Annotated in this window: 13 protein-coding genes; 9 read left to right on the forward strand and 4 right to left on the reverse strand. The window is 69.5% G+C overall.

Translation table 11 applies throughout. The features are described 5' to 3' along the window. Window positions 1-33: 33 nt before the first annotated feature. Window positions 34-1,227, reverse strand: coding sequence for an RtcB family protein (locus ACIQAK_RS24600; RefSeq protein ID WP_366391272.1), 1,194 nt, complete (start codon window positions 1,225-1,227; stop codon window positions 34-36). 173 nt (window positions 1,228-1,400) lie between these two features. Here ACIQAK_RS24600 and ACIQAK_RS24605 point away from each other — a divergent pair, with 173 nt between their 5' ends. The 8 genes from ACIQAK_RS24605 to ACIQAK_RS24640 all read left to right on the forward strand — a co-directional run bounded on the left by ACIQAK_RS24605 (window position 1,401) and on the right by ACIQAK_RS24640 (window position 10,715). After that, window positions 1,401-2,228, forward strand: a complete 828-nt coding sequence (locus tag ACIQAK_RS24605; RefSeq protein WP_366391273.1) for a DUF3558 domain-containing protein — start codon at window positions 1,401-1,403, stop codon at window positions 2,226-2,228. A gap of 131 nt (window positions 2,229-2,359) precedes the next feature. Then, the gene (locus ACIQAK_RS24610) at window positions 2,360-3,241 is read left to right on the forward strand and encodes a DUF3558 domain-containing protein (RefSeq protein WP_366391274.1); all 882 of its coding nucleotides are present in this window, start codon (window positions 2,360-2,362) and stop codon (window positions 3,239-3,241) included. A gap of 180 nt (window positions 3,242-3,421) precedes the next feature. Next, window positions 3,422-4,957 (forward strand): DUF2637 domain-containing protein, encoded by a 1,536-nt coding sequence (locus ACIQAK_RS24615; RefSeq protein WP_401848946.1) that lies wholly within the window; start codon window positions 3,422-3,424, stop codon window positions 4,955-4,957. A 563-nt stretch (window positions 4,958-5,520) separates the two neighbouring features. Further along, window positions 5,521-6,786, forward strand: a complete 1,266-nt coding sequence (locus ACIQAK_RS24620; protein ID WP_366392780.1) for an ATP-grasp domain-containing protein — start codon at window positions 5,521-5,523, stop codon at window positions 6,784-6,786. Beyond that, the gene (locus tag ACIQAK_RS24625) at window positions 6,783-7,934 is read left to right on the forward strand and encodes a hypothetical protein (protein WP_366392779.1); all 1,152 of its coding nucleotides are present in this window, start codon (window positions 6,783-6,785) and stop codon (window positions 7,932-7,934) included. Before ACIQAK_RS24620 ends, ACIQAK_RS24625 begins: the two co-directional genes overlap by 4 nt. Then, window positions 7,931-9,358 carry a hypothetical protein gene (locus ACIQAK_RS24630; protein ID WP_366392778.1) on the forward strand — a complete coding sequence of 476 codons (1,428 nt, stop codon included), beginning with the start codon at window positions 7,931-7,933 and terminating at the stop codon, window positions 9,356-9,358. Before ACIQAK_RS24625 ends, ACIQAK_RS24630 begins: the two co-directional genes overlap by 4 nt. After that, entirely contained in the window at window positions 9,355-10,467 is a 1,113-nt protein-coding gene (locus ACIQAK_RS24635) for a class I SAM-dependent methyltransferase (RefSeq protein ID WP_366392777.1), read from the forward strand. Before ACIQAK_RS24630 ends, ACIQAK_RS24635 begins: the two co-directional genes overlap by 4 nt. Before the next feature lie 59 nt (window positions 10,468-10,526). Continuing rightward, on the forward strand, window positions 10,527-10,715 hold the full coding sequence (locus ACIQAK_RS24640) for a DUF1737 domain-containing protein (RefSeq protein ID WP_366392776.1): 189 nt from the start codon (window positions 10,527-10,529) through the stop codon (window positions 10,713-10,715). An 89-nt stretch (window positions 10,716-10,804) separates the two neighbouring features. Here the strand turns inward: ACIQAK_RS24640 and lysS are convergent, their stop codons facing one another. Beyond that, a complete protein-coding gene (lysS, locus tag ACIQAK_RS24645; protein ID WP_366392775.1) occupies window positions 10,805-12,568 on the reverse strand; it encodes a lysine--tRNA ligase in 1,764 nt (587 codons plus the stop codon). Between the two features lie 135 nt (window positions 12,569-12,703). On the opposite strand from lysS, the gene argS reads away from it, so the two are divergent. Beyond that, window positions 12,704-14,485 carry an arginine--tRNA ligase gene (argS, locus tag ACIQAK_RS24650; protein ID WP_366392774.1) on the forward strand — a complete coding sequence of 594 codons (1,782 nt, stop codon included), beginning with the start codon at window positions 12,704-12,706 and terminating at the stop codon, window positions 14,483-14,485. Window positions 14,486-14,556: 71 nt separating this feature from the next. Here the strand turns inward: argS and ACIQAK_RS24655 are convergent, their stop codons facing one another. After that, window positions 14,557-14,994, reverse strand: coding sequence for a hypothetical protein (locus ACIQAK_RS24655; protein ID WP_366392773.1), 438 nt, complete (start codon window positions 14,992-14,994; stop codon window positions 14,557-14,559). An 83-nt stretch (window positions 14,995-15,077) separates the two neighbouring features. Further along, on the reverse strand, window positions 15,078-15,704 hold a 627-nt coding region (locus ACIQAK_RS24660; protein ID WP_401848951.1), incomplete at its 5' end, for a phospholipase D-like domain-containing protein.

Here is a 15,704-nt window from a genome sequence, read left to right on the forward strand (position 1 = left end):
GGGCGGTGGTGAGGCGGCTGGGGCAGCGGGGCCTCAGCCCTTCACACACACCACCTGCTTGAGCTTCGCTACCACCTCGACCAGGTCCCGCTGCTGTTCGATGACCTGCTCGATCGGCTTGTACGCGCCGGGGATCTCGTCGACCACCCCGGAGTCCTTACGGCACTCCACGCCCCGCGTCTGCTCCTCCAGGTCCTTGGTCGAGAAGCGCTTCTTCGCGGCGTTCCGGCTCATCCGCCGGCCCGCTCCGTGCGACGCCGAGTTGAACGACTTCTCGTTGCCGAGACCCTTGACGATGTACGAACCGGTGCCCATGGAGCCCGGGATGATCCCGTAGTCCCCGGAGCCGGCCCGAATCGCCCCCTTACGGGTGACCAGCAGGTCCATGCCCTCGTACCGCTCCTCGGCCACGTAGTTGTGGTGGCAGGAGATGACCGGCTCGAAGGTGACCCGCGCCTTCTTGAACTCCTTGCGGACGACGTCCTGGAAGAGCCCCATCATGATCGCGCGGTTGAACTTCGCGTACTCCTGGGCCCAGAACAGGTCGTTGCGGTACGCCGCCATCTGTGGGGTGTCCGCGACGAACACCGCCAGGTCCCGGTCGATCAGGCCCTGGTTGTGCGGCAGCTTCTGCGCCTGCCCGATGTGGAAGTCGGCCAGCTCCTTGCCGATGTTCCGCGAACCGGAGTGCAGCATCAGCCAGACAGAACCGGTCTCATCGAGACAAAACTCGATGAAATGATTACCCGATCCGAGCGTTCCCATCTGCTTCGTGGCCCGTTCCTGACGGAACTTGACCGCTTCGGCGATCCCGTCGAACCGTCCCCAGAAATCGTCCCACCCGGCCGTCGGGAACCCGTGCAGCTTCCCCGGGTCCACGGTGTCGGTGTGCATCCCCCGGCCCACCGGAACGGCCTGCTCGATCTTGGAGCGCAGCCGTGACAGGTCGCCGGGGAGATCGTTGGCGGTCAGGGACGTCTTGACCGCGGACATCCCGCAGCCGATGTCGACCCCCACCGCGGCCGGGCAGACCGCACCCCGCATGGCGATCACCGAACCGACCGTGGCGCCCTTGCCGAAGTGGACGTCCGGCATGACGGCGAGACCCTTGATCCAGGGCAGCGTGGCCACGTTCCGCAGCTGCTGCATCGCCACGTCCTCCACCGACGCGGGATCGGCCCACATCCGGATGGGGACCTTCGCCCCCGGCACCTCTACGTACGACATAACTCCTCGATTCCCCCGAGATTCCCCCGAAAAGACTGAAAGCGCAAAACCGGCCCCAAGGTCGGCAAACAAGTCGGCCGACCGGCATTCACAGCGGCGCGTGCGATACACATTGTGTCCATCGGCCGCCTCCGAGCGGCAACCTGTTTTCGTACCGAAGGGAGCCTGGGACGGTGCGACACAAGGCGTACGTACCCGGCGTCGCGCTCCTCGCGGCGCTCGCCGCCGGCTGCAGTGCCGGCTCCGACGGCAGCGCGTCCGACGCCGACAGCAAGCCGGGCAGCCCCGCCGTCACCACCGCGCCCCCGGGCAAGTACCGCACCCTGCCCGCGCCCTGCCGCGCCGTACCGAGCTCCACCCTGAAGGACCTGCTGCCGGGCGTGGCGGAACTGCCGCAGCAGGCCCAGGAGAAGGCGCTCCGGGGGTCGGCGACGGTCACGTACGACACCGACCGCAAGGTCGGCTGCAGCTGGAAGTCCGACGCGCCGGACTCCTCGCGGAACCTCGCCATCGACTTCGAGCGTGTCGTGTCGTACGACCCCGCCGTGAGCGACGACGACCGCGCCCGCACCCTGTACGTGAAGAAGGAGACGGCGGCCGATCTGTCGGGGGCCGCCACCACCGCGAGCACCCCGGAGGCGGGCGCGACGAAGAGTGCTGAAGGGGAGGAGGAGGCGAGCGGGAAGCCCGGCGAGGGACAGGGCTCGGCAGATCCCTCCCCGTCCGGCACGTCGGGCGCGCCGGGCAGCGGCGGCGAGGACCTCCGGCCGCGGGTGCTCGACGGGCTCGGGGATGCCGCATTCCTGGACGATCTGCTCACCCGGGCAGGTTCCACCGCACAGCACCGCACGGTGAGCGTGGTGTTCCGCACATCGAACGTGCTCGTGACCGTCCGGTACGGCGAGCAGCCGGCCCTCGTCACCAAGGTGCCGGACAGCAAGGAACTGCAGGAAAAGGCCCAGGCACTGGCCCGGAAGCTGGCCGAGGTGATCAGCGAGTAGGGCCGCCCCCGACCCCTGCGGGCGGCCGGTGCGCGGGCCGTCCGGGTCCGCGACCGGGGCGCCACGGGCCCACCGCGCGTCGTAACGTGGCACCACGAACGAGACCTCCGTGCCGTCCGAGTGAAGGAACCATGCACCGATCAGCTCCGCGACTGTCCCGCATACTCGCCTGCGCCGCCGTTCCGGTGATGCTCGTAGCCGCCGGCTGCTCGTCCGACTCCGGCTCCGGCTCCGGCTCCGGCTCCGACGGCAAGAAGAAGGCGAGTTCCTCGTCCTCCGGTGCCACCAGCACCAAGCCGACGAAGCCCGCGGTCGAGCCGGCGAAGTTCACCGACCTGCCCGACGCGTGCACCTCGATCGCCGAGAAGACGGTCGAGGACCTGGTGCCCGACGCCAAGAAGAAGGGCGGCACGGCCGGCCGCTCCAGCGATCTCTCGGTGCGCGGCAGCTGCTCGTGGAACGGGCTGGACGACAAGGGCGTCAAGGGCTCCCAGTACCGCTGGCTGTCCGTCGCCTTCACCCGCTTCGACTCGGACCAGTCGCTGGGCAGCGGCGCCGCGCGCGCCACCGACGACTACACGAAGCAGATCGTCAAGGAGAAGGCCACCGAGGGCGCCGAGAAGGTCGCCGCCGCTGCCGCTCCCGGCATCGGCGACGAGGCCACGGCGATCACGTACGGCCTCAACAAGACGGACGAGGACTTCGCGTACGCCACGGTCGTCGCCCGTACGGGCAATGTCGTCGTCACCCTGACCTACAACGGCACGGGCTTCGCCGGGGCGAAGGCCCCGTCCGCGGCGGACATCCTCAAGGACGCCAAGAAGGCGGCGAAGGAGGCGGTGGCCGCGGTCGGCACCACCGCCGGTTCCGGCAGCGCGAAGGCCTCTCCGTCGGCCGGGAGCGCCAAGAAGGGCGACAAGGACGAGACGGGCAGCACCGGCGGCACCGGCGACAAGAAGCCCGCCGGTAAGGACGCGAAGAAGTCCGCCGCCAAGGCCAAGCCCAAGTCGTGACCTGAGCGGACCGGGAGAGCCGGACTCCCAGGCCGCACACCGTGTTTCCGAAGCCCGGCCCTCCTCCGACGGCCGGGCTTCGCCCTCCCCGCGCAACGCCTCTCGTACACATGTGCCAGGCTGTGCCAGCGCCGGACGTCGGATGCCGGGCGAGAGACGAAGTCGGGGAGGGGATCGCCGGTGGCCGCCATGCAGCTGACACGTACGCACCGGATACTCATCGGAGTCGTGGTCGCCGGTGCGGTGATCATCGCCGCGATCGGGTTCGCGGGCTCCTACGCGGCCGTGCGCGAGCTGGCCGAGGCCAAGGGGTTCGGCACGTTCTCCCTGGTCTTTCCCATCGGCATCGACGCGGGCATCTGCGTCCTGCTCGCGCTGGACCTGCTGCTGACGTGGATGCGGATCCCGTTCCCGCTGCTGCGCCAGACGGCGTGGCTGCTGACCGCCGCGACCATCGCGTTCAACGGCGCCGCCTCCTGGCCCGATCCGCTCGGCACCGCGATGCACGCGGTGATCCCGGTCCTGTTCGTCGTCTCCGTGGAGGCCGCCCGCCACGCGGTGGGCCGGATCGCGGACATCACGGCCGACAAGCACATGGAGGGCGTGCGCCTCACCCGCTGGCTGCTCTCCCCCGTACCGACGTTCAAGCTGTGGCGGCGCATGAAGCTGTGGGAGCTGCGCAGTTACGAACAGGTCATCAAGCTCGAACAGGAGCGGCTGATATACCAGGCCCGGCTCCAGGCCCGGTTCGGCCGCAACTGGCGCCGCAAGGCGCCCGTCGAGTCGATGATGCCGCTGCGGCTGGCGAAGTACGGCGTCCCGCTCGCCGAGACCGCCCCGGCCGGACTCGCCGCCGCCGGCATCGAGCCCGCCCTGCTGCCGCCCGCCCCGAAGGCCGAACTGCCCTACGAGCCCCGGCGGGAGCAGGACCGGGAGCAGGGCCTGGCGCACGGCCACGAGCAGGGGCGCGAGGAGCCGGAGCCTCTTCAGGAACAGGCCCAGCAGCACCCGCAGCAGCATCAGCAGCAGTTGGCGGCGTCGCTCCGGAAGGAGACACCCCAGCAGCGGTCCCAGCAGCAGCTCCAGCAAGAGCAGCAGGTCCAGCCCCAGCAGCCCCAGCACCTGCAACGGCAGGCGCCGGAAGCCCCGCAGGTCCCGCCCACGCACGACAGCCCCTGGTTCGCCGCCCAGAAGCTTCCGGAGGCCGCGCACGTCGGCGCGTACGACCCGCAGCATGCCGAGGGCCTCGAACCCACCCCGGTGGCCGTCCCGCTGGGCCCCGGCCGCACCCGCCCCCTCGGGGACGTCGGCACGATCGGCGCGGCGCCGCACCCCCGCCGCGAGGAGCCCCACGAGGCCCCGGACCAGGCCCAGCCCGTACAGCAGGCCCAGCCCGTACAGCAGGCGCAGCCCGAGCAGCAGGTGCAGCAGGCCGCCGACGAGGAGCCGCCCGCCGTGCCCGCCCCCGGCCCCGAGGACGCGCCGCAGTTGGAGGAGTGGTCCCAGGAGGACAACGACTTCGCCGACCGCGCGTACGAGGAGTTCAGCGCGTACACGGACCAGGTGGGCCAGTACCCGAATGTCGAGACCCTGGACATCCACCTGGCCGACCGGCGCGATGTGCACCACCCCCGCTCGACCGAGCTGCTCCAGCAGCTGATGCCGCAGTTCAGGGACCACTACATGCAGCAGGCGACGGCCGACCAGAGCGCCTGACACCCGCAGCCGCCTCCGCACCCACGGAAAACCCGCGGAACGCGCAGAACTGCGGACTCTCCCGAACATGAGAAATGGGCCGCCGCCCGGGAAAACCCTCCCGGGCGGCGGCCCTTCTGCATCGGCGATCACCCTCCGGGTATCGGGGGTGAAAACTCTTGTCGACGTTCTCATTACACGTCCCGCCGAGGACGCCGCGTAACTCGCCGAAGGAGTTTCGGGGATATCGGATGCTCCCGAACCGTCGTCGTTGATAAAGATTTTACCCGACGAGTCCCCGGAGGCCGGGCAGGGCTCCGTCACACACCGCCCCAGCTGCAGCGATGCACTCGATCACCCTCCACCGATTATTTCAGGCCAATTTCCGAAACTAATACCTTGTACTCCCACCCACCCCACCGCTACGCTCTCACGGTAGAACTGGGCGTCCACACGAGCACCTAGTCGTGCACACCCAGACTTACACGGGGGATAACGGCCGAATTTGCGACCAGGTGCGCACCTGGGCAACGCCGGGCCATGAATCACATGCGGGGGAATCCTTGAAAGATCAGGGTGCATTCATGCAGCCGAAAGACGAATACGTTCTGCTGCTCGGGGCCGACCAATATCTCCGCGAACGGGTTTTCTCGGGCGCGAAGCAGGCCACCGACCTGCCCGTCTGGGCGGCCACGGAAGATGCCGCACGCAGGCGGAACCGCACGTTCGACCACGTGATGGAGGCCGACCCCAAGGACGCGGAGTCCCTGCTTGAGGCCATCCGCGCGCACTCCGCCCAGGGCCGGCACCCCAGGATCGTCGTTCCGCTCAACGACTGGACGGTTGATTCGGCGAACGCCGTGAACCGCGCCCTCGGACTGGGCGGACTGGACGCCACGGCGGTGACCAACGCCCGGAACAAGTACGCCATGAAGCAGGCTCTGCTGGCAGCCGGCGTCCGGACGCCCCGGTGCCGGCTGGTCGAGTCCGAGCAGGAGTTGTCCGACGCCATCGAGGCCATCGGGCTGCCCGTCGTCATCAAGCCGTACGACTTCGGCGGCAGCGGCGGAGTGGTGCTGGCCACCACGCACGAGGAGGCGGTCGCCGGCCTCGCGGAGTCGAAGGCCGTCGTCGCCGAGTACGGATCGTCGTTCAACATCCTCGGTGACAAGTTCCTCGTCGAGCAGTTCGTCGACTCCGACGACGAGGTGTCCGTCGAGGTGCTCTGCGGCGCCGGCCGCGCGGAGGTCCTCGCGGTGACGGAGAAGTACCTCTCCCCCCGCCCCTGGTTCGCGGAGATGGCGCACCTGGTGCCGAGCCACCGGACCGGCGACCCCACGCTCACCGACCTCGCCGTCCGGTCCTGCACCGCACTGGGCATCGACCGGGGCCTCGCCCATGTCGAGATCAAGTTCGGCGCGGACGGCACGGCCTGGGTGATCGAAGTGGCCGCCCGCCCCGGCGGCGACGGGATCATGGACCAGGTGGAGCGGGCCTACTCGCTCAACCCCTACTGGCTGCACGTCGGCTCCTACCTCGGCACCGGCCTCCTCGACGTCGTCGCCGCCGCGACGCCCACCAGGACCTCGGCGATCGCGTTCCTCAAGGCCGCGCCCGGGCGGATCGAGGACGTCCTCGACGGGAAGCCCCTGCCGCCCGAGGTGCGGAGCTTCAGCATCAGCGCCAAGCGGGGAGACCGCTCCGAGGCCGCCAAGAACTGGAGCACCAGGGAAGGCATCGTCGAGCTCGAATGGGACGAGCTCTTCGGCGAGAAGACCGCGCTGCCGGTGACCATGGCCAGGGAACTGTCCGAGCAGACCTTCGTGACCGGTGGGCTGGTCGAGGAGTGAAGCAGTACACGCTGTACTCCGGTCTCTACCGGTTCTTCAACGGCGTCGTGCTCCTGCTCCTGAACTGGCACATCGCCTCCGCGGACGGGGGAGGCTACGGCGCACTCGCCGTCTCCACCACCCTCTCCTTCGTCCCCGCCGTCTTCGTTCCGCTGCTGATCCGCTTCTGTCCGATCGCCGGCGGGGCCAGGATGACCGCCGCGGGACTCGCCGGAGTCTCCCTGACCCTGCTCCTGATCGCGGCCGGCTACTCCGACGTGCACCTGGTCATCGCCCTGAACTTCGTTCTGTGGGTGTTCTTCTTCTTCCTCGAATCCAGCTGGGAGGTGTGGTTCAACGAAGAGGCGTCCGGGCTGGACGGTGTCGTTCTGCGTCAGCAGAGCTCACTGACCATGACGGTGAACCAGGTCGCGCTCATGGTGGGCCCGCTGTTCGCCCCGCTGCTCACCCAGGTCATGCGGGCCGAGTGGGTGCTGGCCGCCTGCGCCGCCCTGTTCGCCGCGGTCGCCATCCTGAGTCTGGGATCGCACCGCGCCGAGGCCGCCGCGGACCCTGCCGAGCAGGAGACCGGGCCGACGGGCACGGGCAGCCCCCGCACCCTCTACCTCCTGGCCTTCGTGCTCGTCTGGCCCGTCCTGGGGACCTTCAACTTCATGCTGCCCCTACAGGTCCTCGCCAACGACGGAAGCATGTTCACCGTCGGTGTCCTGGACATGCTCCTCGGCATCGGGATGGCGGTAGCGGGAGCCCTGCTGCACCGCTTCACGAAGAGCCGCGACGTGCGCTGGCTGCTGGCTGGAGCCGCGGTCGCCGTGATCGCGGCGGTGGTCCTCTGGAGCCTCGCCCCGACGTTCGGAACACCGCAGATGGCCGCCGTCTTCGCCCTCGGCTGCGCCTTCGGCGCCGTGCGGGTGCTCCTGCGCGCGGAAGCGGCATCGCACTTCTCACCACGACAGGTCGGCGCGCTGGTGGCGAACGCCAACGCCTGTTCGCTCATCCTGCTGGCCGCGGTGCTGGCGGGCGGGCAGTACTTCTCCTCCGAGATCTGGCTGGCCCCGTTCGCCCTGACCCTGCTGCTGGTCACCGCTCTGCACGCCATTCGCAAGGTCCAGAACGACCGGCTCGTACCGACGGAGGTGTCCGAATGAGCGTGCTCATCGATTCTCGAGGCGTCCCCCACCTGGTGGAGCGGCCGTCGGACCTGGACCTGGTCGAGAGCTCGATCGTGCACCTGGTCTCGATGAGACTGGACCACGAACGATGTCGTAGCTCCGTCCAGCCCCGATCCGCACTCCCCGTGGCACTCCAGCTCATACTCGCCGTGGACCTCCTCTGTTCCATGGAGCGCCCGGCAGCCGTGGCGGCCGCCACGATCTGCGCCTCCCTCCGGGAGCGCGAACCGGCCGAGGCCCGCACCGAAGCGGTGCTCTGTGCCCTCGATTCCTGGGCCACCGGGGATCTGCTCACCGCACGGAACGGTTTCCAGTCCGTCGTCGACACGTATCCGGGCGATGCCGTATCGGTCTACGCCGTGCACATGCTGGACTTCTACGCCGGCGACGCCCCGCACATGCTGGCCTCGATCACGGAGGCCGTCGGGGCCTTCGCGGCCGACGACCCGGCCATCGGCTACCTCCACGGCCTGCACGCGTTCGCCCTGGAGGAGAACGGCCTCACCGAGGCGGCGCTCGACCGCTGCCGGGCCGCACTGGAGCTGAACCCCGACGACATCTACGCGATGCACGCGGTCGTGCACTGCCTCTACGAGACAGGCAGCCACGAGGAGGGGGCCCGCTACATCCAGGAGTACATGCGCGGCCGGGACGGATCGACTCCCATGCGCATCCACATCTGGTGGCACTACGCACTGTTCGAGCTCTACGCGGAGAACATCCGCGAGGCACTGGCGTGTTACCGCTTCGGCATCCGCCGGAAGACGTCCCTGCGGTCGGCCGAGGACCTGGACGCCGTCACGCTGCTGTGGCGCATCGCGCTCGTCGAACCCTCGCTCGACCTCTCCGCGTACTGGCGGGCGCTCTTCCAGGACTGGAAGCCCTACCTCGACGAGAACTGGTACCTCTTCAACGACTTCCACGCGTACATCACGTACTGCCAGGTCGGGGAGTACGGCAGTGCCGACTCCCTCCTGCGGGCGGTGCTGGCGCGTGGCAAGGAGGTACCGGAAGGGATCGTCGACGTGTTCCTCGGCTTCCGGTCCTTCACGACCGGCGACTACGCCGACGCGACGGTCCGGCTGGCCAGGTCCTTCCACCGGTCCTTCCCGATGGGCGGCAGCAACGCCCAGCGCGACGTCGTCGAGCTCACCGCGATGGAGGCCGCACTCCGCTCCCGGAACTACGAGGCCGCCCAGCGCATCCGTGACACCGGCCGGATCTTCCGGCACCGGAGCCCCGTGGTCCTGAGGTACGAGGACCGTCTGGCGGCCCTGCGGAGGTCCGGGACCGCTCTGCTTACGTCCGAGGCCGCTCTGCACGCGTCCGAGGGCGCTCCGCGCACGTCCGAGGACGTGCTGCACACATCCGAGAACATCAAACAGGGGGTACTGAAATGAGCCTTTACCAAGCGATTCTCGACGAGGCCGCGCCTGCGGGCGCGGACCTGACCACGCTCCGTCTCGGCGACCGGACCACCGTGTGGCAGCTGGACGGCTCGACCGGGTTCGCCGTCAAGGTGGCCCGGGGACGAGCCGCGATCTTCCTGTGCGAGAAGGCCGCGGCGCTGACCCCGGACGTCCTCAAGGAGTGTTGCGCGCCCTTCGGGGTCGGCGAGGCCATCGAGTGCGACGCGTCGCAGTACCTGCTGGCCATCGGCCTCCTCGACGACACCGAGCTCGTGGCCATGAGCGGGGCCAAGGACGTCACGGCCTCACCCGTGGAGTACTCGCCCACCACCGACGACGTACGGAGCATCGTCGGGGAGATCGGCGACTACTACTTCGGTTACGAGGACCGGTACCGGACCGTGTACGAGAACGGGGCCCGGCTGTGGGAGTCGGCGGAACCGAACGCCTCGCTCCTGCAGATGATGAAGGAGCGCCCGGACGTCTTCTCCGCCCGGATCATCGACCTGGGCTGCGGCGAGGGCCGCGACTCCCTCCACCTGCTGTCGCAGGGTCACGACGTCGTGTCGGTCGATGTGTCGCACTCGGCGCTGGCCCGCGCGCGTGAGCTGGCGACCGCCGCGAACCTGGACGCCTCGGGGTTCGTGGAGCGCGACATCATCTACCTGCGCGGTCTCGACGAGAACAGCTTCGACCTGGCCATGAACATGGGCTGCCTCCACATGCTCGTCGACGAGGAGCAGCGGGCACGCCACATCTCCCGCGTCTTCGACATCCTCCGTCCGGGCGGTCACTTCATCGTGGACCACTGCGCCGGCGAGTGGGGGAAGGGCTTCTTCTCCGTCCCCAACTACGCGGAGGTCGCCGACGACTTCGTTCCGGGCCGGGAGATCGGCCGGCGGGTCCGGGTCGCCGACGGCGAGAAGACCATCGGCCTGGAGGTGCTCCCCTACTCCGAGCGGTCCGGTGACGCCCTGGTCGACGAGATCAGCCGGCACGGCTTCGAGCCGGTGAGCAGTACGCACACCAGCACCGAGGCCTTCGGGTCCTCGACGATGCTGCTGTTCCGCAAGCCGACGAGCGGAGAGCGGCCGTCCTGATCCGGCTGCGGTCGGCAGGGCAGCGGGCTCGGGCTCGCACCGCTTGAGATCCTCTCCCCATGACCACACCACCTGACGGATTACCCATCTACCGCGTCCTGTCCGGCCCGGACGACGCCTCCTTCTGCCGACGTGTGAGCGAGGCGATGGGCCTCGGCTACGAGCTGCACGAAGGCCCCGCCGTCACCTTCGACGGGGAGCGCGTCATCCTCGCTCAGGCGCTGGTCTGGCGAGCACCACGGCAGTAGGGGCGGGAGCACCCGGCGTACGGCCGTGTACGGCGACGGGCCGCCGCCCGGACTTTCCCGGGCGGCGGCCCTCAGCCGTACGTACGGCGCTACGCGCCCAGCAGCCTGCGCACCCGCTCCGCCCCCACCGCGAGCAGCAGCGTGGGCAGGCGGGGGCCGGTGTCGCGGCTGACGAGCAGCCGGTAGAGCAGGGCGAAGAAGGACCGCTGGGCGGCCTTCAGCTCGGGCGTCGGCTTGGCGTCCGGCTCCAAACCGGCCAGCACCTTCGGCACGCCGTAGACGAGCGTGGTGAGCCCGTCCAGCGACCAGTGCGTGTCCAGCCCTTCCAGGAGGAGGCGCAGTGACTCGCGGCCCTGGTCGTCGAGCGAGCCCAGCAGCTCCTTGTCGGGCTCGTCGCGGACGATGGTGCGGGCCTCGGCCGGGACCTGGGTGGTGATCCAGTTCTCGGCGCGGTCCAGGCGGGGTCGGGCCTCGTCCAGCGAGGTCAGCGGGTTCTCCGGGTCGAGTTCGCTGAGGATGCGCAGGGTCTGGTCCTCGGCGCCGGCGGTGATGTCGGCGACCGAGGCGAGCGTCCGGTACGGCAGCGGGCGCGGGGTGCTAGGGAGCTCCCCGGCCGCCGTGCCGATGGCCCGCGCGTAGGCGGCGGCGTCGGCGGGCAGCACCGTACCGTCGGCGACCTTGCGGCCCAGCGAGTCCCACTCGTCGTACAGCCGCTGGATCTCCTGGTCGAAGGCGATCTTGAACGACTGGTTGGGCCTGCGGCGGGCGTAGAGCCAGCGCAGCAGCGGCGCCTCCATGATCTTCAGCGCGTCGGCCGGGGTGGGGACCCCGCCCTTGCTGGAGGACATCTTGGCCATGCCGGAGATGCCGACGAAGGCGTACATGGGCCCGATGGGCTGCACGCCGTCGAAGATCTCGCGGACGATCTGGCCGCCGACGACGAAGGAGGAGCCGGGCGAGGAGTGGTCGACGCCGCTGGGCTCGAAGATCACACCCTCGTACGCCCAGCGCATCGGCCAGTCGACCTTCCACACCAGCTTGCCGCGGTTGAACTCGTTGAGCCGGACGGTCTCGGCGAAGCCGCAGGCCGAGCAGGTGTAGTTCAGCTCGGTGGTGTCGTCGTCGTAGGACGTGACGACGGTGAGGTCCTTCTCGCAGTTGCCGCAGTAGGGCTTGTACGGGAAGTAGCCGGCGGTGTTGCCGCTGCCGTCGTCCTCGTCGGCGGCGCCGGAGCCCTCGGCGGCCTCCAGCTCGGCCTCGTCGACCTTCTTCTGCTGCTGCGGCTTCTTACCGGCCTTGGCAGCGGCTGCCGGGTCCTTCTTCGTCCGGTAGCGGTCAAGCACGGCGTCGATGTCGGCGCGGTGCTTCATCGCGTGCAGGACCTGCTCGCGGTAGGTTCCGGCGGTGTACTGCTCCGTCTGGCTGATGCCGTCGTACTCGACGCCCAGCTCGTCCAGGGCGGCCGTCATGGCGGCCTTGAAGTGCTCGGCCCAGTTCGCGTACGCGGAGCCGGCCGGGGCGGGCACCGAGGTCAGCGGCTTGCCGATGTGCCCGGCCCAGGACTCGTCCACGCCCGGGACCCCGTTGGGGACCTTCCGGTAGCGGTCGTAGTCGTCCCAGGAGATCAGGTGGCGCACGGTGTACCCGCGGCGGCGGATCTCGTCGGCGACCAGGTGCGGGGTCATGACCTCGCGGAGGTTGCCGAGGTGGATCGGGCCCGACGGGGACAGACCGGAGGCGACGACGACCGGTTTGCCAGGCGCACGACGCTCCGATTCGGCGATGACATCGTCCGCGAAGCGGGAGACCCAGTCGGTCTCGGTGCTGGTCTGACTCTCGGCCACGGTCGGCACGTCCTTCTCTCGTGTTAGGTCCCGGTGGGTCGCCGACCATTCTCCCAGCTACCCCCCGTAGCGCGAAAACGGCTTTACGCCCCGTGGGATACTGAGGAGATCCCTTGTACCCCTACGGAAACGGCAGCCCGTCCCATGCCTGAGCACGGCTCGGTCCCTTCCCTCGCTTCCACGCTCCAGCAGCAGCTGGCGGACGCCCTGACGGCAGCTCTGCCGGAGGCCGGCACCGCGGACCCGCTGCTGCGCCGAAGCGACCGGGCCGACTTCCAGGCCAACGGCATCCTCGCCCTCGCGAAGAAGCTCAAGGGCAATCCGCGCGAGCTGGCCGCCCAGGTCACGGCCGCCCTGCCGGCGGGCGAGCTGATCAAGGACATCGAGGTCTCCGGGCCCGGCTTCCTGAACATCACGCTCACCGACAGGGCCATCGTCGAGACGCTGGCCGCCCGGGCCGCCGACCCCGAGGGCCGCCTCGGCGTGCCGGTGGACGCGGCGGCCGGGACGACGGTCATCGACTACGCCCAGCCGAACGTGGCCAAGGAGATGCACGTCGGCCACCTGCGGTCGGCGGTCATCGGCGACGCGATGGTCAAGATCCTGGAGTTCACCGGCGAGAGCGTGGTCCGGCGCCACCACATCGGCGACTGGGGCACCCAGTTTGGCATGCTCATCCAGTATCTGATCGAGCACCCGGGCGCGCTGAAGCACGAGGGCGACGCGTCGGACGGCGAGGCGGCGATGTCGACGCTGAACCGGGTCTACAAGGCGTCGCGTGCCCTGTTCGACTCCGACGAGGAGTTCAAGGCGCGCTCCCGGGACCGGGTGGTGGCCCTCCAGGCCGGGGACCCGCAGACGCTGGAGCTGTGGCAGGGCTTCGTCGACGAGTCGAAGATCTACTTCCACTCGGTCTTCGACAAGCTCGACATGGAGGTCCGCGACCCCGACATCGTCGGTGAGTCCGGCTACAACGACATGCTGGAGGAGACCTGCCGGATCCTGGAGGAGACGGGCGTCGCCGTCCGCTCCGAGGGCGCTCTGTGCGTGTTCTTCGACGATGTGCTGGGCCCGGACGGCAACAAGGTCCCGCTCATCGTGAAGAAGACGAACGGCGGCTACGGCTACGCGGCCACCGACCTCTCCGCGATCCGCAACCGGGTCCAGGACCTCAAGGCCGACACCCTGCTCTACGTGGTGGACGCCCGGCAGTCGCTGCACTTCAGGATGGTCTTCGAGACGGCCCGCCGGGCGGGCTGGCTCAACGAGGACGTGCAGGCCGTGCAGCTCGCGTTCGGCACGGTCCTCGGCAAGGACGGCAAGCCGTTCAAGACCCGTGAGGGCGAGAGCGTGCGGCTGGAGGACCTCCTCGACGAGGCGGTCTCCCGGGCCACGGCGGTCGTGCGGGAGAAGGCCGAGAAGGTGGGCCTGTCCGAGGACGAGATCGTGGAGAACGGGCGGTACGTCGGCGTCGGCGCCGTGAAGTACGCGGACCTGTCGACCTCCGCCGTGCGGGACTATAAGTTCGACCTGGACCAGATGGTGTCGCTGAACGGCGACACCTCGGTGTACCTCCAGTACGCGTACGCCCGGATCCGGTCGATCCTGCGCAAGGCCGGCGACGCGGTCCCGGCCGCCCACCCGGAGCTGGCGCTGGCCCCGGCGGAGCGCGCGCTCGGTCTGCACCTGGACCAGTTCGGCGAGGTGCTCTCCGAGGTCGCGTCGGGGTACGAGCCGCACAAGCTGGCCGCGTACCTGTACCAGCTGGCGTCGCACCTGACCACGTTCTACGACCAGTGCCAGGTGCTCAGCCCGGACAACGCGCCCGAGGTCGTCGAGAACCGGCTCTTCCTGGTCGACCTCACCGCCCGGACCCTGTACCGGGGGATGGCGCTGCTCGGCATCCGGACGCCCGAGCGGCTCTGACCCGCCGGCGACCCATACGTCGGCCCCGGCACCCTTCACAGGTGCCGGGGCCGGTCACGTACAGGCAGAGGTCATTGCGGGCGGCCCAGCGCCCACCCCGACACGTCCGAGAGCCGTCCGCGCCACAGCGGCAGCGAGATGGCGCTCATGGCCCCGCCGAGAAACGTCACGTCCCGCAGGTGGATCCAGCGCGGCAGCCGGGCCGTCTGCGCGTCCTCCTGGCCGTGCAGCTCCCGGACGCCCTGGTCGACCGTCTCGGGGAACTCGGCGAGCAGGTTGGCGCCCTCGCCCTCCACCTGGCGCAGGCTCCTGGCCCACTCCGCCTTCCACTGCTCGTGCCCGATCACATCCCCGTGCAGCAGGCCGCCGGGGTGCGTGAGGGTGAGGGGCAGGCTGGAGCGCGGGTCCTCGTCCAGGAGCTGGATGAGCAGCTGGAGCTGGAGATCGGGCAAGGGCTCGGTGATCACCGCGGCTGCCGGTGCCGGCGAGGTGTCGGCTGAGACGCTCATGGGCCCTTCCCTTCACATGACGGACGACGTGACTGCTCTCCCCGCCTGCCCGGTCAGCCCCGGCCCACACCCCGTCGCCCGGCTCAGAGGTAGCGGCGGATCGGCACGACGGCCGCTTCCCGGACCCGCTGCAAGGCGTCCCGGCGCTTCCAGCGGCCGCGTTCGATGAGCACGCTGTTGTCGCGGTCCTCGTCGAAGTGGGCGTCCAGGGCGTCGGTGAAGTCGCAGTCCATGACGGCGAGCATGACCTCCTCGTCGTGGTCGAGGGAGCGCCGGTTGAAGTTGGTGGAGCCGATGAGCGAGGCCACCCGGTCGACGGTGACGCTCTTCGTGTGCATCATCGTGGGCTGGTACTGGTAGATCTTCACCCCGCAGGCGGTGAGTTGCTCGTAGTGGCGCTGGCCGGCGAGCTGGCAGACCCGTTTGTCGGTGTGCGGGCCCGGCAGCAGGATCTCGACCTCCACGCCGCGGCGGGCGGCGGCGCAGAGCAGACCGGTGAAGTAGTCGTCGGGGGCGAAGTAGGCGGTGGTCAGGCGGATGCGTTCCTCGGCGGACTCCAGGACGACCCGCATCAGGGTCTGCATGTCCTGCCAGCCGAAGGACGCGGAGCCGCGCACGACCTGGACGACGGCCTGTCCGTGGTGGTCGCTCTCCACGAACCGGTCGCGTTCGTCGAACAGTTCCTCCTGGCACTCGGCCCAGTTCTGCGC

The sequence above is a fragment of the Streptomyces sp. NPDC088706 genome (assembly GCF_044752765.1).
In the GTDB taxonomy this organism is placed as follows: Bacteria; Actinomycetota; Actinomycetes; order Streptomycetales; family Streptomycetaceae; genus Streptomyces.

What these genes read in the sequence shown, in the direction of transcription:
- ACIQAK_RS24620 (WP_366392780.1), top strand. Translation starts at nt 5,521, where the DNA reads ATGCAGCCGAAAGACGAATACGTTCTGCTGCTCGGGGCCGACCAATAT.
- ACIQAK_RS24655 (WP_366392773.1), bottom strand. Translation starts at nt 14,994, where the DNA reads ATGAGCGTCTCAGCCGACACCTCGCCGGCACCGGCAGCCGCGGTGATC.
- ACIQAK_RS24610 (WP_366391274.1), top strand. Translation starts at nt 2,360, where the DNA reads ATGCACCGATCAGCTCCGCGACTGTCCCGCATACTCGCCTGCGCCGCC.
- ACIQAK_RS24600 (WP_366391272.1), bottom strand. Translation starts at nt 1,227, where the DNA reads ATGTCGTACGTAGAGGTGCCGGGGGCGAAGGTCCCCATCCGGATGTGG.
- argS (WP_366392774.1), top strand. Translation starts at nt 12,704, where the DNA reads ATGCCTGAGCACGGCTCGGTCCCTTCCCTCGCTTCCACGCTCCAGCAG.
- ACIQAK_RS24640 (WP_366392776.1), top strand. Translation starts at nt 10,527, where the DNA reads ATGACCACACCACCTGACGGATTACCCATCTACCGCGTCCTGTCCGGC.
- ACIQAK_RS24630 (WP_366392778.1), top strand. Translation starts at nt 7,931, where the DNA reads ATGAGCGTGCTCATCGATTCTCGAGGCGTCCCCCACCTGGTGGAGCGG.
- ACIQAK_RS24635 (WP_366392777.1), top strand. Translation starts at nt 9,355, where the DNA reads ATGAGCCTTTACCAAGCGATTCTCGACGAGGCCGCGCCTGCGGGCGCG.